The organism is Anaeropeptidivorans aminofermentans, from assembly GCF_940670685.1.
Classification (GTDB): domain Bacteria; phylum Bacillota; class Clostridia; order Lachnospirales; family UBA5962; genus Anaeropeptidivorans; species Anaeropeptidivorans aminofermentans.
Map to the genome: position 1 here is coordinate 1,833,492 of NZ_OW711693.1, position 20,743 is coordinate 1,854,234.

A 20,743-nucleotide genomic window follows, 5' to 3' on the forward strand; every position below is an offset into this window, starting at 1 on the left:
GATGGTTATATGGAAATTATATTGGCCAAATCGGCAGGTTTTTGCTTTGGCGTATCCAGAGCTGTTAAAATGGCTTATGAAAATGCCGGAGAAAACGTATATACCTATGGGCCTTTAGCTCATAATAATGATGTAATTAATGATCTTAGAGAAAAGGGAATTAAAATAGCAGATTCTATTGAAGGGCTTCAAGCAGACAAATTAATCCTTCGCGCCCACGGTGTAGGGCCGGAGGTATATAAAAGCCTTGAAGAAAGAAATATTGAATTTGTAGACTGTACCTGCCCTTGTGTGAAGGTGATTCATAGAAAGGTGCAAAAATGTTTTAATGAAGGCTTTGACATAATCATTATAGGTGATGCCAATCATCCCGAGATTAAAGCCATAAATGCATATGCTGATAATAAAAGCGTAATTATAGGCAATATGGAAGAAGCACAGAGTGCAGAGCTTTCTATAGACCGTAAATACTGCCTTGTAGGTCAGACTACATTTAACAGAAATCTTTTTGAAGAAATAACAGATGTTTTAAAAGAAAAATTAGAACATCTTATAATATACAATACCATATGTGACGCTACCAGAACAAGGCAGGAAGAAGCCTTGAAAATTGCAGGAAAAGTAGACCATATGATAGTACTGGGAGATAAAAAAAGCTCAAATACTACTAAATTATATGAAATATGCAAAAAAACTTGCAAAAACACATATTTTATTGAAAGTATTAGCGAATTAGAGTTGAATATTTTTAATTCTTTTGATAAAATTGGAATAACGGCTGGTGCATCTACCCCGCCAGCAATTATAAAGGAGGCTATATTTAGAATGAGCGAGCTTGATAATAATGCTATGAATACCAATCAATCTTTTGAGCAAATGCTTAACGAATCTCTTGTTACCTTACATACCGGGGACATTGTTAAAGGGACCGTTATACAAATAGTAAACGGAGAAGTTTCTGTAAATTTGGGATATAAATCCGACGGTCTTATACCAAGAGGCGAGTTTTCTGATAATCCTGATGTTAATCCTTCTGAGGTTTTAAAAGAAGGAGACGAAATTGAAGTTTTTGTTGTGAGGGTTAACGATGGAGACGGAAACGTTTTACTTTCAAAAAAGAGACTTGAAATGCAAAAAGGATACACAGAGCTTGAAGAAGCTTTTAATAATAAAACAACGGTTAAAGGAAGAGTTACTGAAGTAGTTAAGGGCGGACTCATAGCAACTGTTAAAGGTGTAAGAGTTTTCATTCCTTCCTCCCAAATATCCGGTAGATTCGTTGATGATCTTAATCAGTTTGTAGGCAAGGATTATAATTTTAATGTGCTTGAATTTGACAGACAAAAACGCCGTATCGTGGCAGGAAGAAAAGAGCTTGTTCAGACAGAGGAGAAGCTTAAAAAAGAAGCGGTGTTTAATAATATTGAAGTTGGCCAGAAGGCAGAGGGCACAGTAAGCCGCCTTGTAGATTTCGGTGCTTTTGTTGACCTTGGCGGAGCCGATGGCCTTATTCATATTTCTGAAATGAGCTGGGGAAGAGTTAAAAAGGCTTCTGATGTTCTTAAAGAAGGGGACAAGGTTACGGTTTCCGTATTAAACGTAGATAAAGAAAAAGGCAAAATTTCTCTTTCTCTTAAAGACGTTATTGAAAACCCATGGAATAATATTTCTGAAAAATATCCTGTGGGAGAAATAGTAGAAGGCAAAGTAGTAAGACATGTTCCTTTCGGTGCTTTCGTTGAGCTTGAACCAGGGGTAGACGGTCTTGTTCATATTTCTCAAATAGCTCAAAAGCATGTTGTTAAAGCAGAGGACGAGCTTAAAATAGGTGAAATCATTAAAGTTAAAGTTATGGAAGTTGATGCCGAAAACAAAAAAATCAGCCTTTCCAAAAAAGAGGTTGACGGAATTAAGGCAGAAGATGCACCTGGTGAAGAGACTCCTGCTGAAGAAGCGAATCCCGAGGCTTAATTATTGTTATAACTATTAATTAAAAAGAAGTTGTAAAAGCGTTGATAAAAATCAACGCTTTTTTGTAATTGTTTTATATTATTTTTAAAGAATAATTATAGTAATTTCGTATGAAATAGTGAAGAGATGGTATAAGGGCATCTCCTACAGAAAAAATCTGCATTCCTATTTATAGTATATTTCAAGTTAAACAGTAATAAAAACCATATATTTTGAAGGGCTTAAACATAGGGATTCTATATGTTTAGGCCGTTTATGAAAAATAGATTTTTATTACATCCTTCAGTGAAATTTACTATAAGTTTAAATTTACTATATAGCAAATATAAAATTAAATTAGGAAGAAAATTGTATATTAAGCTTTTGCTTCTTCTTTATAAGAAATTTACTATAGTTTTAAAAACCATTAAAAAAGCCTATCGGCAAATAAACTGTCGATAGGCTTATAGCTTTTATAAAACGGTTTTATGTTTATTATAAAGATATATAATTTTTCAATAAATCTTCTATATTATCTCTTTTTCTTACAAGCTTTACTTCTCCGTTTTCACGAATAAAAACTTCTGCAGGCCTAAGCCTGTTATTATAATTTGAGCTCATTACCATTCCGTAGGCTCCGGCATCTAAAACGCCTATGATATCTCCTTCATGGATTACGGGAAGCTCTCTCTTGCCGGCTATAATATCTCCTGTTTCGCAGATATTACCTACGATTGAAGCAATTTCAGTGACTTTTTCGGGATTTTCTCTTTTTGTATATACTTCTATTCCATGAAATGAATCATACATCATTGGCCTTGCAAGAACATTAAAGCCAAGGTCTGTGCCGATATATTTTTCGTCACCGTTCATTTTTACAGCATGTACCTGGCCCAGAAGAAGCCCGCATTCTGCTGAAATATATCTGCCGGGCTCAATTTTAAATATGAGCTTTTTGCCGTATTCAGATACAAATGCTTCAATGAATTCACTAAGCTTCTCCCCAAGGCCGGAAAGATTTAATCTTTCTTCACCGTACTGCTTTTTATAGGGGATTCCGAAGCCGCCGCCGAGATCTATAAATTCTAAATCTTCAAAATGCTTAGCGATATTTATTAGATTTTTAGCTCCTTCAATATAGGAGCCGCCGTCCATAAACAGAGAGCCGATATGCTGATTTATGCCTATAAGAGTTAAGCTGTACTTTTCGAGAATTTCTTTTACCTGAGGAATATATTCTTCATTAACGCCGAATTTGGTTTCCTTTCCTCCGGTTATAACCTTTTTATGATGGCCTGCGCCTACGCCGGGGTTGAATCTTACGGCTACTTTTCCTCCGGGATTTAACCTGCCGTATTGTTCAAGCTGAGAAAGGGAGTCTACGCTTGTTTTTATGCCTTTATTAATTGCATATTGCATTTCTTCTTCTGAGACATTATTGCTGATATATAAAATATTTTCAGGCTTAAATCCTGCCATAAGCTCTGCTTCAATTTCTCCGGGGCTCATAGCGTCTACATCTATTCCTTCGTCTTTTACTATTTGAAGAAAAGCAATATTTGAATTTGCCTTCGCAGAAAAATTAACTCTGAAATTTTCATAGGAAACAAGATTTTTCATTTCTCTTACTCTTTGTCTTAAAATTCTTTCATTGTAAATATATAATGGTGATCCGTACTTTTCAATAAGCTCGAAGGGATCGGCTCCTTGAAAAAAGTTTTCTCTGTCTGTAACTTCTCCGTTTAATTTTATCATCGGGAACCTCCAAATAAGTATGAGCTAACAATAATATGGTTTACAACATTTAAAGAATAAAAATGCATTTTTATTGCTTAGGGCTTGTTTGGAAAATCAAAACTCTAGTCTATTTTGCTATAAAATAATGACTTCTTCATCGAAAATCCTCAAAATAGCACTGCTATTTCTGCGGTTTTCTCCTCGAATTCATATTTTCTTGCAAAGTATCCGTCGGTTTCTCTATTTACAAACAATGCCTAATTAAATTTATAAATATATCTTTTTTAAGTATTCCATTTTGCTGTTAGCATTTAATAAAAGCATATCGGTTATAACGATTGCAGCCATTGCTTCGACTACAACGATTGCTCTTGGTACAATAACAGGGTCGTGCCGTCCGCTGATAGAAATTTCTATGTTTTCCATAGAGGTATTTATGGTTTTTTGCTTCTGTGCAATAGAAGGAGTAGGCTTAAAGGCAGCTCTAAAAATTATATCGGAGCCGTCGGAAATACCGCCTAAAATTCCTCCGGCATTATTTCTGTATTTAGATACTTTTCCGTCGGAAAATAAAAATCCGTCATTGGAACTGGAACCCTTTAATTTAGGCGCTGAAAATCCTGCTCCAAATTCAATGCCTTTAACTGCGCCTATGGACGTAACGGCCTTTGCAAGCTCCGCATCAAGCTTATTAAAAACAGGCTCTCCTAAGCCGGGATAAACCCCTTTAATGACACATTCGCATACGCCGCCTACGCTATCCATATCTTCCATAGCTTTTTCGAGATATTTAGCCGCTTCAATATATGCTTCATTATCCGGCATAACAAATGGATTGTCAAACCGTTTTGAAATATCCATACGGCTTCTGTCTACCTCAATATCTCCTAAGGATAAAGTATAGGCAGAAATATCTATATTAAACTCATTTAATATTTTTCTTGCCACAGCTCCAGCAGCAACCCTCGCGGTAGTTTCTCTACCTGAGGAACGGCCGCCGCCTCTATGGTCTCTTATACCGTATTTGGAAAAATAGCTGAAATCAGCATGGCCTGGACGAAAGGTTTCAGCTATTTCAGAATAATCTTTTGAACGCTGATCTTCGTTAAAAACCATAATCGCAATAGGAGTACCTGTAGTAATATCATTAAATACCCCTGAAAGGATTTGGCAGCTATCTTTTTCAGAACGCTTTGTAGCATATTTTGAAGCGCCGGGCTTCCGTCTGTTTAAGTCTTTTTGAATATCTTCTTCCGTAAGCCTAAGTCCTGCCGGGCAGCCGTCTATCACAACGCCTATTGCTCTGCCGTGGCTTTCGCCGAAGGTCGATATTTTAAATTGGCTTCCGTAAATAGAACTCATATAAAATCTCCTTAATCAATTTTTTAAATTTTAGCATTTTATAAGACTATAAACAACATTTTTTTGCATAATTAATCAAAATCATGATTTTGATTAATTTGAAAGGCATATTGGGCCATATTCGTATAATTTGATATAAGAAGACTGCGTTTTGTGCCGTTTATGAACATATTTACCGAAGATAAATAATATAGAAGGAAGTTTCATTGATACAGTAAAAACCATACATTTTAAATAAGGCTCCATTAAGGAAGCATATTTTAGAAAAAATAAAAAGATTAATTATCTGGGCATTTCTGGAGAAGTTATGGTATAATGTGAATGTCTTCTCCCTTGAAGGGAGAAGGCATTCATGAGTAATGAGTATATTTTGCAAAGCGAAATGTACGAATGCTATTCTTTAGAAGAAGTATATTTTGCGAAGCAAAATGTACGAATGTTATTCTTACGTAGTATTAATCTTCTGATAAAAAGAAAATAAATCGGAGGAATGATATGGAGATACAGCCTCTCAATGAAAGATACTATAAACAGATAAATGAATATATTTTAACCAACTGGGGGAAACCCATAGTTACAAGGGGAAATATTGTAAAAGAGGAAAATTTATCAGGGTTTGCTGCTTTTGATGAAAATATGCTAATAGGTGCTATTCTTTACCAAATTATTGATTTAGAATGTGAGATAGTTGTATTATACAGTCTGAAAGAAAACTCCGGCGTTGGAACGAGGCTGATAAACGCTGTTATTAACGCTGCAAAATTAAAAAATTGTCAAAGAGTATGGCTTATAACCATGAATGACAATACTCATGCCATAAGATATTATCAAAAGAGAGGCTTTTCTTTAAAAGCAGTTCATATAAATGCGTTTGAAGAAACAAGAAAAATTAAAGGCATCTCAGAAAATATTTTAGGAATCGATGATATTCCCGTTCTGCACGAATTTGAATTTGAAATGATATTGTAGCATTATATATATTTATACAAAAACAATAAAGGTGGTAAATTTGCATACGATTTCCAGCAGTTCAAATGAAAAAATCAAGAGGCTAAAGAGCTTATATACCAAAAAAGGAAGAGAAGAAAATAATTTATTTGTCGTAGAAGGGGAAAAGTTTATTGCAGAAATATCCTGTGATTTTATAATAGACAGTATTTTTCTTTCAGAGAGCTACTACGAAAAAAACAATAATAAATTAAATTTAGGCTCTGAATATTTTATTGTTAAGGACAATATATTCAAATCTATTTCAGATACAGTGAATCCTCAAGGAATTATTGCAGTTGTTCAGGAAAAACAGTATAATATTACCAATATATTTTTAAAGGAAAATCCCTTTTTAATAATAGCCGAAAACATTCAGGATCCTGGAAATATGGGCAGCCTCATTCGGTCTTCTGATGCCTTCGGAGCAGACTGTGTTGTAGCCTGCGAATGCGCGGATATCTATAGCCCTAAGGTTATAAGGGCTACGGCAGGCTCCATATTTCATATTCCAGTAATAAAAATGCCTTTTGAGGCTATTATAAATATATTAAAGGAAAAAAGCATAAAAATAATAGGCACATATCTTAAGGATGCCAAGGACCCTGAAGATATTAATTTTAAAGAAGGTTCGGCTTTGATTATAGGAAATGAAGGTGCAGGAATAAGCTTAGAAGCTGTAAAAGCTTCAGATGCTTTCGTAAAAATTCCTATGTCTGGAAGGGCCGAGTCTTTAAACGCATCTGTCGCCAGCGGCGTACTGCTTTATGAAGTGCAGAGGCAAAGAAATAATAAAAAAGAGAGGAATAATTATAATGAGTGAAAAAAATCCTATAGTTACGATTGAAATGGAAAATGGAGAACTTATTAAAGTAGAGCTTTATCCTGAAATAGCACCCAATACTGTAAATAATTTTTTAAGCCTCGTAAAGAAAGGCTATTACGACGGGCTTATTTTCCATAGAGTTATTGCCAATTTCATGATACAGGGAGGCTGCCCTCAGTCAATGGGAACAGGCGGCCCAGGATACGGTATAAAAGGCGAATTTAAGCTTAACGGTTTCCAGAATGATTTAGCCCACGATGAAGGCGTTATTTCCATGGCGAGGTCCGCCAGCCCCAATTCCGCAGGCAGCCAGTTTTTCATTATGCATAAGAAATCTCCTCATCTTGACGGCCAGTACGCTGCATTTGGAAAGGTTATAGAAGGCATGGATACAGTAAATAAAATTGCCGTGACTATGACTGATTTTTCAGACCGGCCAAGAGAAGATCAGAGAATGAAGAAGGTTACCGCCGAAACCTTTGGGGTAGAATATCCAGAGCCTGAAAAAATGTAGATTGAAGCATTTAAGTTTATGATATATAAAAGCGCTGAGCTCATAGGTTTGGCGCTTTTATAAGGTTTATTCACGAATGTATTTTCCGAAGAAAATATACGAGCAGCGTTTGCGCTTATGATATAATATGGATAAAACTAGGCTTTACTTAGTTTTATCCACGAATACATTTCACTTCGTGAAATGTATGAGCAGAACCTATGCTTATGATATAATAAAAATTTATATTAATTTCATTCTACTATAAATGATAGGGGTAGTTTATGAAGAAACAGATGGCCGGAAAAACGGCGGCCCTTTTAGTATTTCTCTTTTTAATAAGTATTTCAGCTGTTTTTTTAGGCTTATGGAAAGTAGAGTCGACAGGAATAGCTTATTTTGCTGTTAATACCATTATTTTCTTTATAACAATAGCCTTGGCCCTATATTATTTTATGAAATATAAAAGCCTTGTAAATATTTCTTGTGACATTTCTGAAAAGTTTGCTTTATGGGAGATAAAACAAAGCGCTGAGCTTTACCATATGGCAGGGTATTTTAAAATAGCTGAAAATATTAAAAAAATGAATACGCTTATAGAAGATTTTCAAAGGGATTTATCAAAGGGTGAAAAAATCTCCGATACCGATTTAAATGGGGCCCTTAAAACTGTGGCTTCCAGATATAATGCTGTTATTCAAAAGAAAGATGAAGCTCAAGAAAGGCTTTTGGAATATAACGAAGAGCTTAAGAAACAAATTGAGGGGCTTGCGGAAGCGATTAAAGCATTGCCTCAAACAAAAAGAATCAATATAAGATGCAGAAATAATGATTTAAGCCTTATAGCAGAAAAGTTTAACGAAATGTACAGATTAACAGGAAGATATCTTAGTGAACTGGAGACTTATTCACAAAATATGATGTCTTCGGGAAAAATTCTATTATATAAAGAAGAGTATCCTGTAGAGCTAAAGAATATTTATGATAATTTCAATCAGTTTAACGATGAGAATAATAAGCTTATCAAAGAGATTAACGAAGCTATATTAAGAATCTCCAGAGGCGAGAATGATTTAGGTCTTGAAGGGCTCTATACGGGAAATTACGCTTCTATTAAAAACAATCTTGAAAAACTTTCAAAAGATTATAGAGAGCTTAACGAAAAGAAATCTGAAACTGAAAAATCATCAAGGCAGATAAGTTTAAGCGAACCGAAAAATAACGATGAAGACAGATTAGCTGCCAGAAGAAGATTAGGGACAGAATATTTGGGAAGCACAATTCCCAAAACCCCAAAGGTAACTGAAAATCTTGATCATATATTTGAATCAAATGATTACGGCAAATATTCCAGATAGAGAATAATTATTTATATAACTGCAATTGAAGCTTAAATTTTACTTGTTTTTATATTATTTCTATATAATATCCTCTATAAGTATAAGGAAAACAAAGAACTGTAATAATAGTTTAATAGTAATTTAAGCTATTTGTGGTAAAATATGAAAGATATAAATTATGCAGGACTACATAAGAATTTACTTTTAATCAAAAGTGAATTTATTATACGAAAGGAAGTGCCATAATTGAAAAAAGTTCTATTATTAATATTTGTTTTACTGATGATAGCCACAGGCTGTAAAAAAGAAGATGCCAATAATCCGCCTCCTACAGAAACCGAAGCTCAAAATCCTACGGAACAACAAGATAACTCTATACAAGGGACCGTTGCGGAATATTTCCCCATAAAAGAAAATTCACTCTATATCTATACAGGAAGCGTAGAAAGTGCGAATCAAGAGACGTATCCTATATTTATAGAAGGTAATAAGCTTCAAAGAAGAACTTCAGCAGGCGGATTTATTTCAACAGAGGTTCTTTCAGTTGAAAACAGCGAGGTTAAGCTTATTTATACAAATGCCACTTCAAACGGTTTTGAGAATTTCTTAAACAAGGCAAATCCTGCCGAAGTAGTCATATTAAAAGAGCCTTTGCAGCTTAATGCCACCTGGGAAAGAAATTTCGTTTCTAACGACTCTACTGCCGGGGAGTTTAAGGGTACAAGTAAAATTACCGATGTTAATGTTTCGGTAACAACTCCTGCAGGGGAATTTGAAACTCTTGTTGTAACAACGGAGTTTGAAACGGGCAATTTAGATGTAGAGTATTATGCAAAGGGAATCGGCCTTGTAAAAAGAGAATATATTAATATAACAAGAACAGAAAAAGGCCAGGAATTAAGCCGTGAAACAGTTACGGTAGAGCTTTCTGAAATTAAAGAAGATACTGCCTGTGAGTTTGAATTTACGGTATATTACCCTGATGATCAGGTAAATGGGCTTTTAAGCGAAACAAGAAAGTTTCAGTTAAAGACTAATGAAGATATCAGGCCTTTATTAGAAGGAATGCTTAAAAAGCCCAGCGAAGGCCCAAGCAGCCCCATTATTACTGAAAACACAAAAATAAACACCATATCTGTCGATTCCGAAGCTTCTGAGGTTCATTTAGATTTATCAAAGGAATTTGTTGATGAAATGAATGCCGGAAGCGGATATGAAGCATTAATTCAGGAATCGCTTAAAAATATATTTACTGATTTCTACAGAGCTTCTTCCCTTAAACTTACGATTGAGGGAGAGGACTATATTCCTAAACATTAAGGTGATTACTTATCGAAAATATTGCGAGCTATTCTAAGACACGGGAAATAATTGAAAAATACGATTTTTATTTTAAGAAGAATTTTGGCCAGAATTTTCTTATTGACGGTCATGTCCTGAATAAAATCATTAATGGGGCGGATATACAAGAAGACGAACTTGTAATAGAAATAGGGCCGGGTGTAGGCGGGCTTACAGAAGCCATGGCTAAAAGAGCAGGCAAGGTAATTGCCATAGAAATAGACAAAAGCCTTATACCCATATTAAATGAGATTTTAAGCCCCTATGAAAATGTAGAAATAATAAATGCAGATGCTCTTAAAACAGATTTTAAAAGTATTATAGAAAATTCGGGGTATAAAAAAGCGAAGCTTATAGCGAATCTTCCATATTATGCAACGACTCCAATAATCATGAACATGCTTGAACAAAGGCTTCCGATCTCTTCCATGACGGTTATGATTCAAAAAGAAGTAGCGGAAAGAATGGCAGCTAAGCCTTCCACAAAAAGTTATGGTTCTCTTACCCTTGCCGTAGAATATTATTCAGAAGTATATCTTGTGGCCAATGTTCCGAGAAACTGCTTTATGCCAAGGCCGAATGTAGATTCTGCCGTAATACGCCTTGATATTTTAAATAAACCGCCTGTTAATGTAAAAAATGAAGAGCTGATGTTTAAAATTATAAAAGCTGCTTTTGGCCAAAGAAGGAAAACCTTAGTTAATTGCCTTTATAATTTATCGGGGCTTAACTTTACCAAGGAAGAGTACGCAGACATATTGAAAAAAATAAATATACAATCTGATATAAGAGGGGAGAACCTCAGTCTTACCCAATTTTCTGAATTAGCCAACGCACTATCTGAGGCGGAAGCTTAAGCTTCCGCTTTTTTATGCTCTTTTGATATATTTAAGCCAATAGAAGAATATATATACCTTATAGGGAATTATACTCGCAAGCTTATAGAAAAATAGGAGGTAGAGTATGGCTAAGAGATATTTTCGTGATTTTATAATTATGAAAGAAAATAACAGCGACTATTCTATACAGGGCAAGTCGGCAGTAGGAAAATGTATACTGGAGATAAAAGATGATACCGGAAAGATATTATTTACCGTATCTAATTTAAAACCTGAGGTAGTATATAGAGCATACGTAATATCTTCCGGCGAAGACAGATCAAGAGGAGTACATATTGGCAATATCGTTGTCAACCAAAGCGGAAACGGCACGTTAAAATATGAAGGCGACGCTGATAACATATTAAATACAGGGCTTAAAGTTTCGGAGATTAATTCGGTAGGTATTATTATTTTTAAGCCTGAGGGAATAATTACGCCTCTTATTGGCTATAAAAATGAGGAAATCCCATGGAAGCATAATTTTTATGATATAACTAAGGAAAATGAAAGAAATAGGGAGGAAGAAAGGCGCAATCCGGAAGTACCGGAAGGAACAGAAAACTTGCCGGAAGCGAACCCTGAATCTGAACCCCTTGAGTCTGAAAATCCAATGCCGGAAACTCAAGTACCTGAAAATCCAATACCGGAAACTCAAATACCTGAAAATCCAATGCCGGAAACCCAAGTGCCTGAGAATCCAATACCTGAAAATCGAGTGCCTGAGAATCCAGTACCGGAAACTCAAGTACCTGAGAATCCTATACCTGAAACCCCTGAGCCGGTAAATGAAGAAGTACCGCAGGAACCACAAAGTGAAACAGAAGAAGATCAGACAATACCCGAAAATATTCCAGACCCAACAGAAGTTTCATCAACGGAATTTCCAGTTGAAGCAATGGATACAGATGAATTAAAAGAGGCAGTAAGTGAATTAGCCGAAGAAGTCCTTTACGAAAAAGAAGATGAAATTGAAAAAGAGGTATATGAGAAAGAAGAGATTCAGGCAGATTTAGAAATTTCATCAGAAGATACTGTTCCTGAGGGAAATAATATTCCTGAACCCAGTGCAGAAATTGCTAAAGAAGAGGAAGATTCAGAGGCGATTCCAAAGCCTGATGAAGAATTGCAGAATATGTTTAAAAAGATGGCTATGAAATTCAATAGGGAATTGAAAGAGCTTGAAATATATACAAATCTTGATGAAAGAGGGCTTCTTGATAGAAAAGCTTTGCACATAGGGTATTGCAAATCAGAAGAAATATCAAGCCTTGAAGAAATCTTAAATAAATATCAAAGGTCTAAACCCTTTAAAGAAGAAGATAGCCAATATATTTGGGTAAATATATCCTTTAGCGATATATCAGATCTTCCTCTTGACAGACGCTTGATAATGAACGATCCTGCAATCATTTCAGTGTACAGAAAATATAATCATATGATTTTAGGAAAAGATATGAACACCAATAAATATTTATTTGGGGTGCCTGATATTTTTTATGAAATAAATGAAAAGAAGATGGAAATGCTTGGTTTTCATATGTTTAAATGCTGTGATTTGAGCGAGGTCTATGACGAAAAGCATGGATACTGGCTTATGGTACTGAATAAATAATATGATAAATATAGTTAATTTGTTTTTATTTCACTGTAAGTATTGACTTTAGAGAATATAAGAGAAAAGCAAATTGACAATGCTGTTATAGTAAATTTAAAATAAAACAGTAACAAAGCTGTACATTTACATAGACTCATAGATGCAATTTAGAAAAAATACAATAAATAGCCTTTTCTGAAACTGCCTTTATTTTATATATTGAAAGTCTTGTCATCTATGCGGCATAAAAGCAATTTCCCTGTGTTTCAGAAGTGGGTCCATAGTTTTGGGTCTTTAGTAAATAGGTTTTTGTACTTCTTTGAAAGAAGTTTATAAATTTAAGTATATATTAAAAAAGAGCCATATGGCTCTTTTTTAATATTATACTTAAAGTAAGGAAATCCATCCGCCGTCTACGGCTATGGTCTGCCCTGTAGTATAGCTTGACGCGTCTGAAGCAAGATATATAAGGGCGCCGTTAAGCTCTCCCGATCTTCCTATTCTGCCCATAGGGGTTCTTCCGGCAGCTGAATCATCAACAGTTCCCATGATGCCTTCTGTCATTTCCGTAGCAAACATTCCAGGGGCTATAGCGTTTACAGTGATATTGTTTTTAGCGTATTCTGTTGCAAGACCTCTTGTAAGATTTATAACACTTGCTTTTGATGCGTTGTAGCTTGCGCTTTGAGGGCCGCCGGCAAGCCCGGCAACAGATGCAATATTGATTATTTTTCCGTAATTATGTTTAAGCATTACTTTGACAGCTTCTCTTGATGCAAGGAAAACGGCTCTTGAGTTTACTGCCATAACCTTGTCCCAGTTTTCTGAGGAATATTCATGGCTTGCGCCGCTTATAACAACTCCTGCGTTATTTACCATGATATCAATTGTTCCGAAATCTTTTTCAACAGAGGAGATGGCTTTGCAGATGTCTTCTTCGCTGGATACGTCGCAAGCATATGCCTCGCACTTACGTCCCATGGCAGTAATTTTTTCTTTGAGAGATTCTAAACGATCGATTCTTCTGGCAAGTATAGCTACATCCGCACCTGCTTCTGCAAGGCCTTCAGCCATTTGGGCGCCTAATCCTGATGAAGCTCCTGTAACTACGGCAACTTTTCCTGTTAAATCAAACATTTTCACTGTAATACACCCCTTTTTCAAAAGCATTTGTGTAAATAGTACTTCTTATTCTATCACAGCATATTTATATTAAACAATATGTAATTGTGAACATATTGGCAAGGTTTTGTAAATTTTATTTGAATATTACTCATAATTTTACATAGTTATAGGAACTGGACTGTTCTAAACTTGATTTATTTTGTATTTTTATAGTCAAAGAAGAACAATATTAAGATTATAGATAAGAAATTATAAAGAAAATAGTCATATAAGATTTAATATAATTATATAGCTCCTTAAAGCGGTATTTGATATAATAGGGCAAAAGAGGTGAGTTTATGGATTATATTAAGGCTTATGAAAGCTGGCTAAAGGATGAATATATTGATGATGAAACAAAAGAAGAGCTTATTAAAATAAAAGATAATGACAATGAAATAAAAGAGCGCTTTATGAAAGAGCTTGAATTCGGAACAGGCGGTCTTAGAGGTGTAGTAGGGGCAGGGACAAACAGGATAAATGTATACACCGTAAGAAAAGCTACTCAAGGGCTTGCCAATTTCTTATTAAAGCAGGACTTCGGCTTAGAAAATGCAAAAGATAAAGGAGTCACCTTAGCCTATGATTCAAGAAAAATGAGCGTTGAATTTGCAAAAGAGGCGGCTTTAGTCTTAAATGCCAATGGAATTAAGACTTATCTATTTGAAAGCTTAAGGCCTACTCCCGTTCTAAGCTTTGCAGTAAGATATTTAAAATGTGCTGGAGGTATTGTTATTACTGCAAGCCATAATCCTCCTGAATATAACGGATATAAGGTTTATGGAGACGACGGCGGGCAAATTCCTTATCCTAAAGATAATGAAGTCATAAAAGAAGTAAATGCCATAAAAAGCTTCAGCGATGTAAAAAGCATCCAAGAGGAAGAAGCAAAAGAATCAGGCCTTTTTAATATCATAGGTGAAGAAGTAGATTCGGCATATATAAAGACGCTTAAAAAGCAAATAATAAATCCCGAAATAATAGAAGCTTACGGAGATAAGCTTAATATTATCTATACGCCTCTTCACGGAACTGGAAATTTACCGGTAACCAGAATACTTTCGGAAGCAGGATTTAAAAATATATACACAGTAAAAGAGCAGGCGGAACCGGACGGTAATTTTACAACGGTTGGTTACCCGAATCCTGAAGACCCAAAGGTATTTAAGCTTGCAATTGCGCTTTCGGATAAAATGAACGGGGATATTATTATAGCTACCGACCCAGACGCCGACAGGGCAGGGATTGTGTGCAAGAAAAACAACGGAGAATATATGTTTTTAACGGGAAATATGATAGGTAATCTCTTAACTGATTATATTATTTCCCAAATGAATGAAAAGGGGATTCTCCCTGAAAATTCTGCCGTAATATCAACAATTGTTTCAAGCAGGCTCACAAAAGCCATTGCTGATTTTTATGGCGTTCATTATTTTGATGTGCTTACAGGCTTTAAATACATAGGTAAAAAAATCAGAGAGTTTGAAGAAAATAATTCTTATCATTATCTGTTTGGCTTTGAAGAAAGCTATGGATATTTAAAAGGAGATTATGCAAGAGATAAAGACGGAGTGGAAGCCGCTTTAATCGCATGTGAAATGGCAGCTTTTTATAAATCAAAGGGTATGACCCTTTACGATGCCTTAGAAAATATTTATAAAAAGTACGGTTATTATTTTGATAAGGTTCATTCCATCACTTTAAAAGGCTTGGAAGGCCTTGATAATATAAATAAAATAATGGAGGTATTCAGAAAAGACCCTCCTGAAGAGATATCAGAAATCAAAACGATTTCGTTAAAAGATTATAAGCTTCTAAAAGAATATAATTTATCCAATAAAGCTATTGAAGAGATAGAGCCGCCGGCTTCAAATGTCCTTTATTTTACGTTGGAGGATGGAAGCTGGTTCTGTATCAGGCCTTCGGGAACAGAACCTAAAATCAAGCTTTATATTGGCGTAAAATCCCATACCATGGAAAAGTCTATGGAAAAATCCGAAAAGCTTTTTAACAGCATAATGGAAAAAATTAATAAAATAATAAAATGAACTATTAAAACAGGAATGGGGGCATGCATATGAAATATAGTCGCTATCAAAATGCAAAAGAGTTTTACAATGATGTTTACGACATTTTACTTAAACATGAGGAGCAAAATAGTTTACCTCTTGGAAATGTTATTCTGGGAAATCAAGGCGGCGAACCTACAGGCTGGAGAAATCCTGAAAATTGGTTTATGGCTTCTGTAAGAGATGAATGTGGTAAGATTATACTTTCAGCCATTATGACTCCTCCTTTTAATATCACCATGTATGAAACGGATAATATTCCTAATGACGATGCCCTTCATTGTTTATGTAATAATATTATAAATGAAAATATGGAAATTCCCGGAGTTACTTCTGAAAACACTCTTGCTGAGCGCTTTGCAAAAATATATACGCAGAAAAAAGAAATGGGTTATAAAACACGTAAGAACCTTCGTATATACAGCCTTCGAGAAGTAAATAAAAGTGTACCTTTAATTGGTAAAATAAGAAAAGCAGAAGAAAAGGATATGCCTTTTTTACCTTATTGGCATTATAGCTTTAGTGACGATTGCTCTTTAGAGTTTAGAAGCTTTGAAGATTCTGTTGCCAATATTGAAAGAGCAATTAAAAAAGGTATGCTTTATGTATTGGAAGATGATGGAATGCCCGTTTCTATTGCATCGGCTTTAAGAGAATCTGTTCATGGAAGAACTATAGGCATGGTTTATACGCCGCCTTATTTTAGAAAAAAAGGGTATGCCAGTGCCTGCGTTGCCGAGCTTAGCCAGATTGTTCTTGATATGGGCTATAAATATGTATCCCTTTTTACCGATCTTTCAAATCCAATTTCAAACAGTATCTATCAGAAGATAGGATATAAGCCAGTTTGTGATTATAATGAATTGGATTTTATAGTAAGTTAATGATGAAGAAGTAACAAAATTCTGTTTCCTGTAAGCTCAAAACAAGAATTTCCTTTGGAAACATAGTGAAATTGTCTTCATAATAAATTAACTTATATTTTTTAAGTTAATTTATTATATACCGATTCCATTTTGGCAATGGTGCTAGTTTATATAAATTTAAGCCATATATGGCTTTGTTACTGCGTAACTTTAAATTTACTATATCAAGAGAAGATAAAAATTAAAAGGTGCACAAGTAAGTAGTATTTTAAATCATAACTACCGGCTTAGCCGGTAGTTTGCTCTGCCCCTATAAGGGGCTCTTACTGGCATGCGTCTGAGGACGCATCGAAGCGGTTTGCCAACCGCATTTACTTCCCAATAACCGCTAAAGCGGTTTATTTTTTATTTCCTTTCACTGGCTCCCCCGTAAACGGGTCAATATATTCTAACAATGAAATTTGATCTGCTACTTTATCTTCTTGTATTTGATTTCTAATGTATTCTTCTATTTTTTTCGCATTTTTACCTACTGTATCAACATAATATCCTCTACACCAGAAATGTCTATTCCCATATTTATATTTTAAATTTGCATGTCTATCGAATATTATTAAAGAACTCTTTCCTTTCAAATATCCCATTATCTCTGATACACTATATTTAGGTGGTATTCTGACTAACATGTGTATATGGTCACTACAACATTCTGCTTCTATTATTTCTATACCTTTTCTTTCACATAATTCTCTAAGTATCTTTCCTATATCCGCCTTTAATCTTCCATAAATTATTTGTCTTCGATACTTTGGAGCAAATACCAGATGATATTTACATTCCCAGGTTGTATGTGATAAACTATTTTTGTCCATCGGACACACCTCCTATGATCTAATAATTGTGGTTGGCAAACCCACTTTATTTTATCACAGGGGGTATTTTTCTTGAAGCTAAAGCATTTTCCCTCCACCTGCATAGCAGGTGGTTTATTGTATGAGATACAAGTAAAAAAGCGTATTGCATGCAATACGCTTTTTATGATTTAATAAATCTTATTCAGGTGTATAAGCGCCTATATCAATTCCCCAGTCGCAGGTATAGAGGAATTCTATTTCGTCGCCTTCGTTTACTTTTATTTGGTTGCAGGCCTCCAAAGGAAACTCGCCGTTAATCTTAAAAAGCCAGCCTGATTGCTCTCCGCAGTCAAAGGAATATAAATTGCCTATGGCATCTATATATACGATATCCGTACCGGGCATTTCTTTAAATTCATATTGCAGCTTTTCTTCCTGCATCTGCCTTTTAAATAAGTCAAATACGGTTTCACCTTCTTTAAATCCTGCTTTGTCAGTATAAAATATTACGCCGTCATCGGGAATAATTTCTTTTTTCTCTTCCTTAAGCAAATCCATATTATCAAATACTGTGGAACACTCTGCTTTCAGCGAAGCATAACCTTGATATTTATCGTTTTCTGAAGCACAGGAAGTAAATATTCCTACACATAAAATCAAAGCTAAAAACAATTTACTTAAATTTCTCATTATGTCCTCCGCAGGCATACTCATTTATAGTAAATTTTTTATAAAAAAGTAACAAAAAACTATTCGCTATAGGCTAAAAAGCATGGATTTCCTTGGGAAACAGTATATTGTAGAGTCTAAGGGAATATATGGTTTTTTCCTATTTTACTTTAAATTTACTACAACTTAAAATATGCCTTTAAGTTAATTTACTATAATTATCTGCAAAAAATAAAATATTATTATTTATAGTAAAATTATGTATTATTTTTCAAATACACCCTTAACAAGAACCTCTTTATTTCCAATCACTTTTTTGCCTTTGGCAAATACATGGAATATTTCAAGATTGCTGTCCAAAAGGCTTAAATCCGCGTCAAAACCTGCCTTAATATGACCTTTACCGAAAAGCTTAAGGCTATCTGCGATATTGGTTGATATTGTTCTTACGGCATCTGAAACAGGAACGCCTTCTTCTTTTACAAGACATTTAAATTCCGTATACAGGGACTCTAAAGATGCCGCAGTAAGGCCTACGATATTACCGTGGCTATCAAAGGCAGGCATGCTTCCGTTTCCGTCCGAACTCATGGTAACATGATTAATATCTACGCCGCTATCAAGGCAATGCTTTACACCTTGGGCAGGAGTAAATTCTCCGGGGGTTCTTCTAGGGGAACCGGTGCTTGAGGTAATATCTATAAATCCGCCTTTTTTAGCAAATTTTATGGCTTCTTCCAAAAGTGCTCTGTTTCTGTTTACATGAGTAGGCCTGAAATGATAGATTGGAATATCGCTTTTTTCTACAATCTCATTAATCATATCAAGTTTATCTTTTCCGTCTCCTACATGAAGATGCACAACGCCTGCTTTTCTGCTGAGCATTCCCGCTACTCTGGATTCTGTTGCAAGGCGGGTTATTTCTTCAATAGTAGGGGCTGAGGACCTATGGTCGGATATGGCAATTTCTCCTGCGCCTATTACTTTTTCATTAAGCAGAATATCTCTTTTTAAGCTGCCGGTTAATGTTACAAGAGGAAGCTCATAAGAACCGGAATAAATATAAGTCGTTATACCTTCTTCTTCAAGGCCCTTGGCTTTTGCATAAAGGGATTCCATATGCCTTGAAGTTCCATCGGTACCCAGAAGACCTATTACTGTAGTAATCCCGTATTTTATTATTTCAGAAAACATAACCTCAGGGGTTCGGGAAGAGTATCCGTTTTCTCCGCCGCCGCCTATTAAATGAACATGCTGATCTATAAAACCGGGCAGAGCTATAAAATCAGAGCCGTCTATTAACTCAAAATCCACATCTGTTTCGAAAGATATGCTGTCTTCTACGGCGCATATTTTTCCGCCCGCAAGTAAAATATCTTTTCTTCCAAGATCTTCCGGAGCATATACATATACGTTTTTAATTAAAGTAAGCATAATAACCTCCTTATTTTTAATAATAATCACATACTGATAGTATGGAATATTATATTTTGTTTGTCAATTATATTTAATTTTTAAAATGTTTGCTTTTTATAACAGACTATGATATAATTCAATTACTATTAAATGATAGTAATTGTAAGTTACATTTTCTTTTACAAAATGTATGAATTAATCTTATGGTTATGGTATAATATGAATAAAATCAAGCTTTACTTAATTTTATTCACGAATATATTTTCCGCAGGAAAATGTATGAGGAAAAATTATGCTTATGGTATAATAGAAACTAATAAAGCATAACTATATTTAGTTTCTGGATACATTTATCTTCTGTAAATGTATGAATGAGTCTTTGAATATTTTTTTAGTCACAACACCAATATTTTATATAATATAAAAGGAGGTTTTACTATGAGTAATACTTATAAGTTTGAATTGATTCCTCTTCCTTACGAGGTAAATGATTTGGAGCCTTATATCAGTGCTGAGATATTAAATCTTCATCACGGAAAGCATCTTCAAACATATGTTAATAATTTAAATGCTGCTCTTGAAAATCATGCCGAATATCAAAGCTGGTCATTAGAAAAGCTTCTTTATAATTTAGATAAACTTCCAGCAGAGCTTCAGAAGCCGGTTAGAAATAACGGCGGCGGAGTTTATAACCATAATTTATACTTTGCCCTTATGGCGAAGGAATCTGAAGGACCTAAGGGAAGCCTTTTAGAAGCCATTAACAGAGATTTCGGCTCAACCGAAGAATTGATTTCCAAGCTTAAGGCTATGGGCTTAGGCGTATTTGGCTCAGGATGGGCATGGCTTCTTTCTGATAAAGAAGGAAAATTATCTATTAAGAGCACTGCAAATCAGGATACATTTATTCCTGAAAATCTTTTCCCTGTGATTGCCCTTGACGTTTGGGAGCACAGCTATTATCCAGTTTACCAAAACCGCAGAGCAGAGTATTTGGATAATTGGGTAAAAATAATCAATTGGGAAAAAGCAGGAGAGCTTTACGATATGCATTCTTCCTTAGATTATTCAAAACTTTAATCAAAAATAAGCGATTTGTTCATAACTTAATCACAGAAATCCATCGTTTAGAATGTAGATGATTTTTAATTCTATTGACTTTTAAAAGTCTAAATGCTATAATTTACAAAATTA

At 34.8% G+C, this 20,743-nt stretch carries 17 protein-coding genes; 11 read left to right on the top strand and 6 right to left on the bottom strand.

The features are described 5' to 3' along the window. Positions 1–9 precede the first annotated feature (9 nt). Positions 10–1,971: a bifunctional 4-hydroxy-3-methylbut-2-enyl diphosphate reductase/30S ribosomal protein S1 gene (locus NBX03_RS07655; protein ID WP_250230156.1), complete on the top strand. Its 1,962-nt coding sequence runs from the start codon at positions 10–12 to the stop codon at positions 1,969–1,971. Between the two features lie 474 nt (positions 1,972–2,445). On the opposite strand, the gene lysA is transcribed toward NBX03_RS07655, so the two are convergent. Together lysA and aroC are read right to left on the bottom strand one after the other, a co-directional pair. After that, a complete protein-coding gene (gene lysA, locus NBX03_RS07660; RefSeq protein ID WP_250230157.1) occupies positions 2,446–3,705 on the bottom strand; it encodes a diaminopimelate decarboxylase in 1,260 nt (419 codons plus the stop codon). 249 nt (positions 3,706–3,954) lie between these two features. Beyond that, entirely contained in the window at positions 3,955–5,049 is a 1,095-nt protein-coding gene (gene aroC, locus NBX03_RS07665) for a chorismate synthase (protein WP_250230158.1), read from the bottom strand. A gap of 495 nt (positions 5,050–5,544) precedes the next feature. On the opposite strand from aroC, the gene NBX03_RS07670 reads away from it, so the two are divergent. The 7 genes from NBX03_RS07670 to NBX03_RS07700 all read left to right on the top strand — a co-directional run bounded on the left by NBX03_RS07670 (position 5,545) and on the right by NBX03_RS07700 (position 12,529). Further along, positions 5,545–6,018, top strand: coding sequence for a GNAT family N-acetyltransferase (locus tag NBX03_RS07670; protein ID WP_250230159.1), 474 nt, complete (start codon positions 5,545–5,547; stop codon positions 6,016–6,018). A 40-nt stretch (positions 6,019–6,058) separates the two neighbouring features. Beyond that, positions 6,059–6,859 (top strand): TrmH family RNA methyltransferase, encoded by an 801-nt coding sequence (locus NBX03_RS07675; RefSeq protein WP_250230160.1) that lies wholly within the window; start codon positions 6,059–6,061, stop codon positions 6,857–6,859. Next, positions 6,852–7,376 carry a peptidylprolyl isomerase gene (locus tag NBX03_RS07680; protein WP_250230161.1) on the top strand — a complete coding sequence of 175 codons (525 nt, stop codon included), beginning with the start codon at positions 6,852–6,854 and terminating at the stop codon, positions 7,374–7,376. Before NBX03_RS07675 ends, NBX03_RS07680 begins: the two co-directional genes overlap by 8 nt. A gap of 263 nt (positions 7,377–7,639) precedes the next feature. Then, the gene (locus tag NBX03_RS07685; protein ID WP_250230162.1) at positions 7,640–8,713 is read left to right on the top strand and encodes a hypothetical protein; all 1,074 of its coding nucleotides are present in this window, start codon (positions 7,640–7,642) and stop codon (positions 8,711–8,713) included. Between the two features lie 228 nt (positions 8,714–8,941). Next, complete coding sequence (locus NBX03_RS07690; protein WP_250230163.1) at positions 8,942–10,015, top strand: GerMN domain-containing protein; 1,074 nt, start codon at positions 8,942–8,944, stop codon at positions 10,013–10,015. Between the two features lie 50 nt (positions 10,016–10,065). Then, the gene (gene rsmA, locus NBX03_RS07695; RefSeq protein ID WP_323373280.1) at positions 10,066–10,893 is read left to right on the top strand and encodes a 16S rRNA (adenine(1518)-N(6)/adenine(1519)-N(6))-dimethyltransferase RsmA; all 828 of its coding nucleotides are present in this window, start codon (positions 10,066–10,068) and stop codon (positions 10,891–10,893) included. 106 nt (positions 10,894–10,999) lie between these two features. Further along, complete coding sequence (locus tag NBX03_RS07700; RefSeq protein WP_250230164.1) at positions 11,000–12,529, top strand: DUF7922 domain-containing protein; 1,530 nt, start codon at positions 11,000–11,002, stop codon at positions 12,527–12,529. 369 nt (positions 12,530–12,898) lie between these two features. On the opposite strand, the gene NBX03_RS07705 is transcribed toward NBX03_RS07700, so the two are convergent. Continuing rightward, positions 12,899–13,648, bottom strand: coding sequence for an SDR family NAD(P)-dependent oxidoreductase (locus NBX03_RS07705; RefSeq protein ID WP_250230249.1), 750 nt, complete (start codon positions 13,646–13,648; stop codon positions 12,899–12,901). 326 nt (positions 13,649–13,974) lie between these two features. Here NBX03_RS07705 and NBX03_RS07710 point away from each other — a divergent pair, with 326 nt between their 5' ends. Both NBX03_RS07710 and NBX03_RS07715 read left to right on the top strand, forming a co-directional pair. Then, positions 13,975–15,723, top strand: coding sequence for a phospho-sugar mutase (locus NBX03_RS07710; RefSeq protein ID WP_250230165.1), 1,749 nt, complete (start codon positions 13,975–13,977; stop codon positions 15,721–15,723). Positions 15,724–15,752: 29 nt separating this feature from the next. Further along, entirely contained in the window at positions 15,753–16,628 is an 876-nt protein-coding gene (locus NBX03_RS07715) for a GNAT family N-acetyltransferase (protein WP_250230166.1), read from the top strand. 380 nt (positions 16,629–17,008) lie between these two features. Here the strand turns inward: NBX03_RS07715 and tnpA are convergent, their stop codons facing one another. The 3 genes from tnpA to iadA all read right to left on the bottom strand — a co-directional run bounded on the left by tnpA (position 17,009) and on the right by iadA (position 19,567). Beyond that, on the bottom strand, positions 17,009–17,482 hold the full coding sequence (tnpA, locus tag NBX03_RS07720) for an IS200/IS605 family transposase (RefSeq protein WP_250227316.1): 474 nt from the start codon (positions 17,480–17,482) through the stop codon (positions 17,009–17,011). A 180-nt stretch (positions 17,483–17,662) separates the two neighbouring features. After that, the gene (locus NBX03_RS07725; RefSeq protein ID WP_250230167.1) at positions 17,663–18,154 is read right to left on the bottom strand and encodes a DUF4430 domain-containing protein; all 492 of its coding nucleotides are present in this window, start codon (positions 18,152–18,154) and stop codon (positions 17,663–17,665) included. Positions 18,155–18,397: 243 nt separating this feature from the next. Further along, the gene (gene iadA / locus NBX03_RS07730) at positions 18,398–19,567 is read right to left on the bottom strand and encodes a beta-aspartyl-peptidase (protein WP_250230168.1); all 1,170 of its coding nucleotides are present in this window, start codon (positions 19,565–19,567) and stop codon (positions 18,398–18,400) included. A 420-nt stretch (positions 19,568–19,987) separates the two neighbouring features. Here iadA and NBX03_RS07735 point away from each other — a divergent pair, with 420 nt between their 5' ends. Then, on the top strand, positions 19,988–20,629 hold the full coding sequence (locus NBX03_RS07735) for a superoxide dismutase (RefSeq protein WP_250230169.1): 642 nt from the start codon (positions 19,988–19,990) through the stop codon (positions 20,627–20,629). The last annotated feature ends 114 nt before the right edge of the window (positions 20,630–20,743 follow it).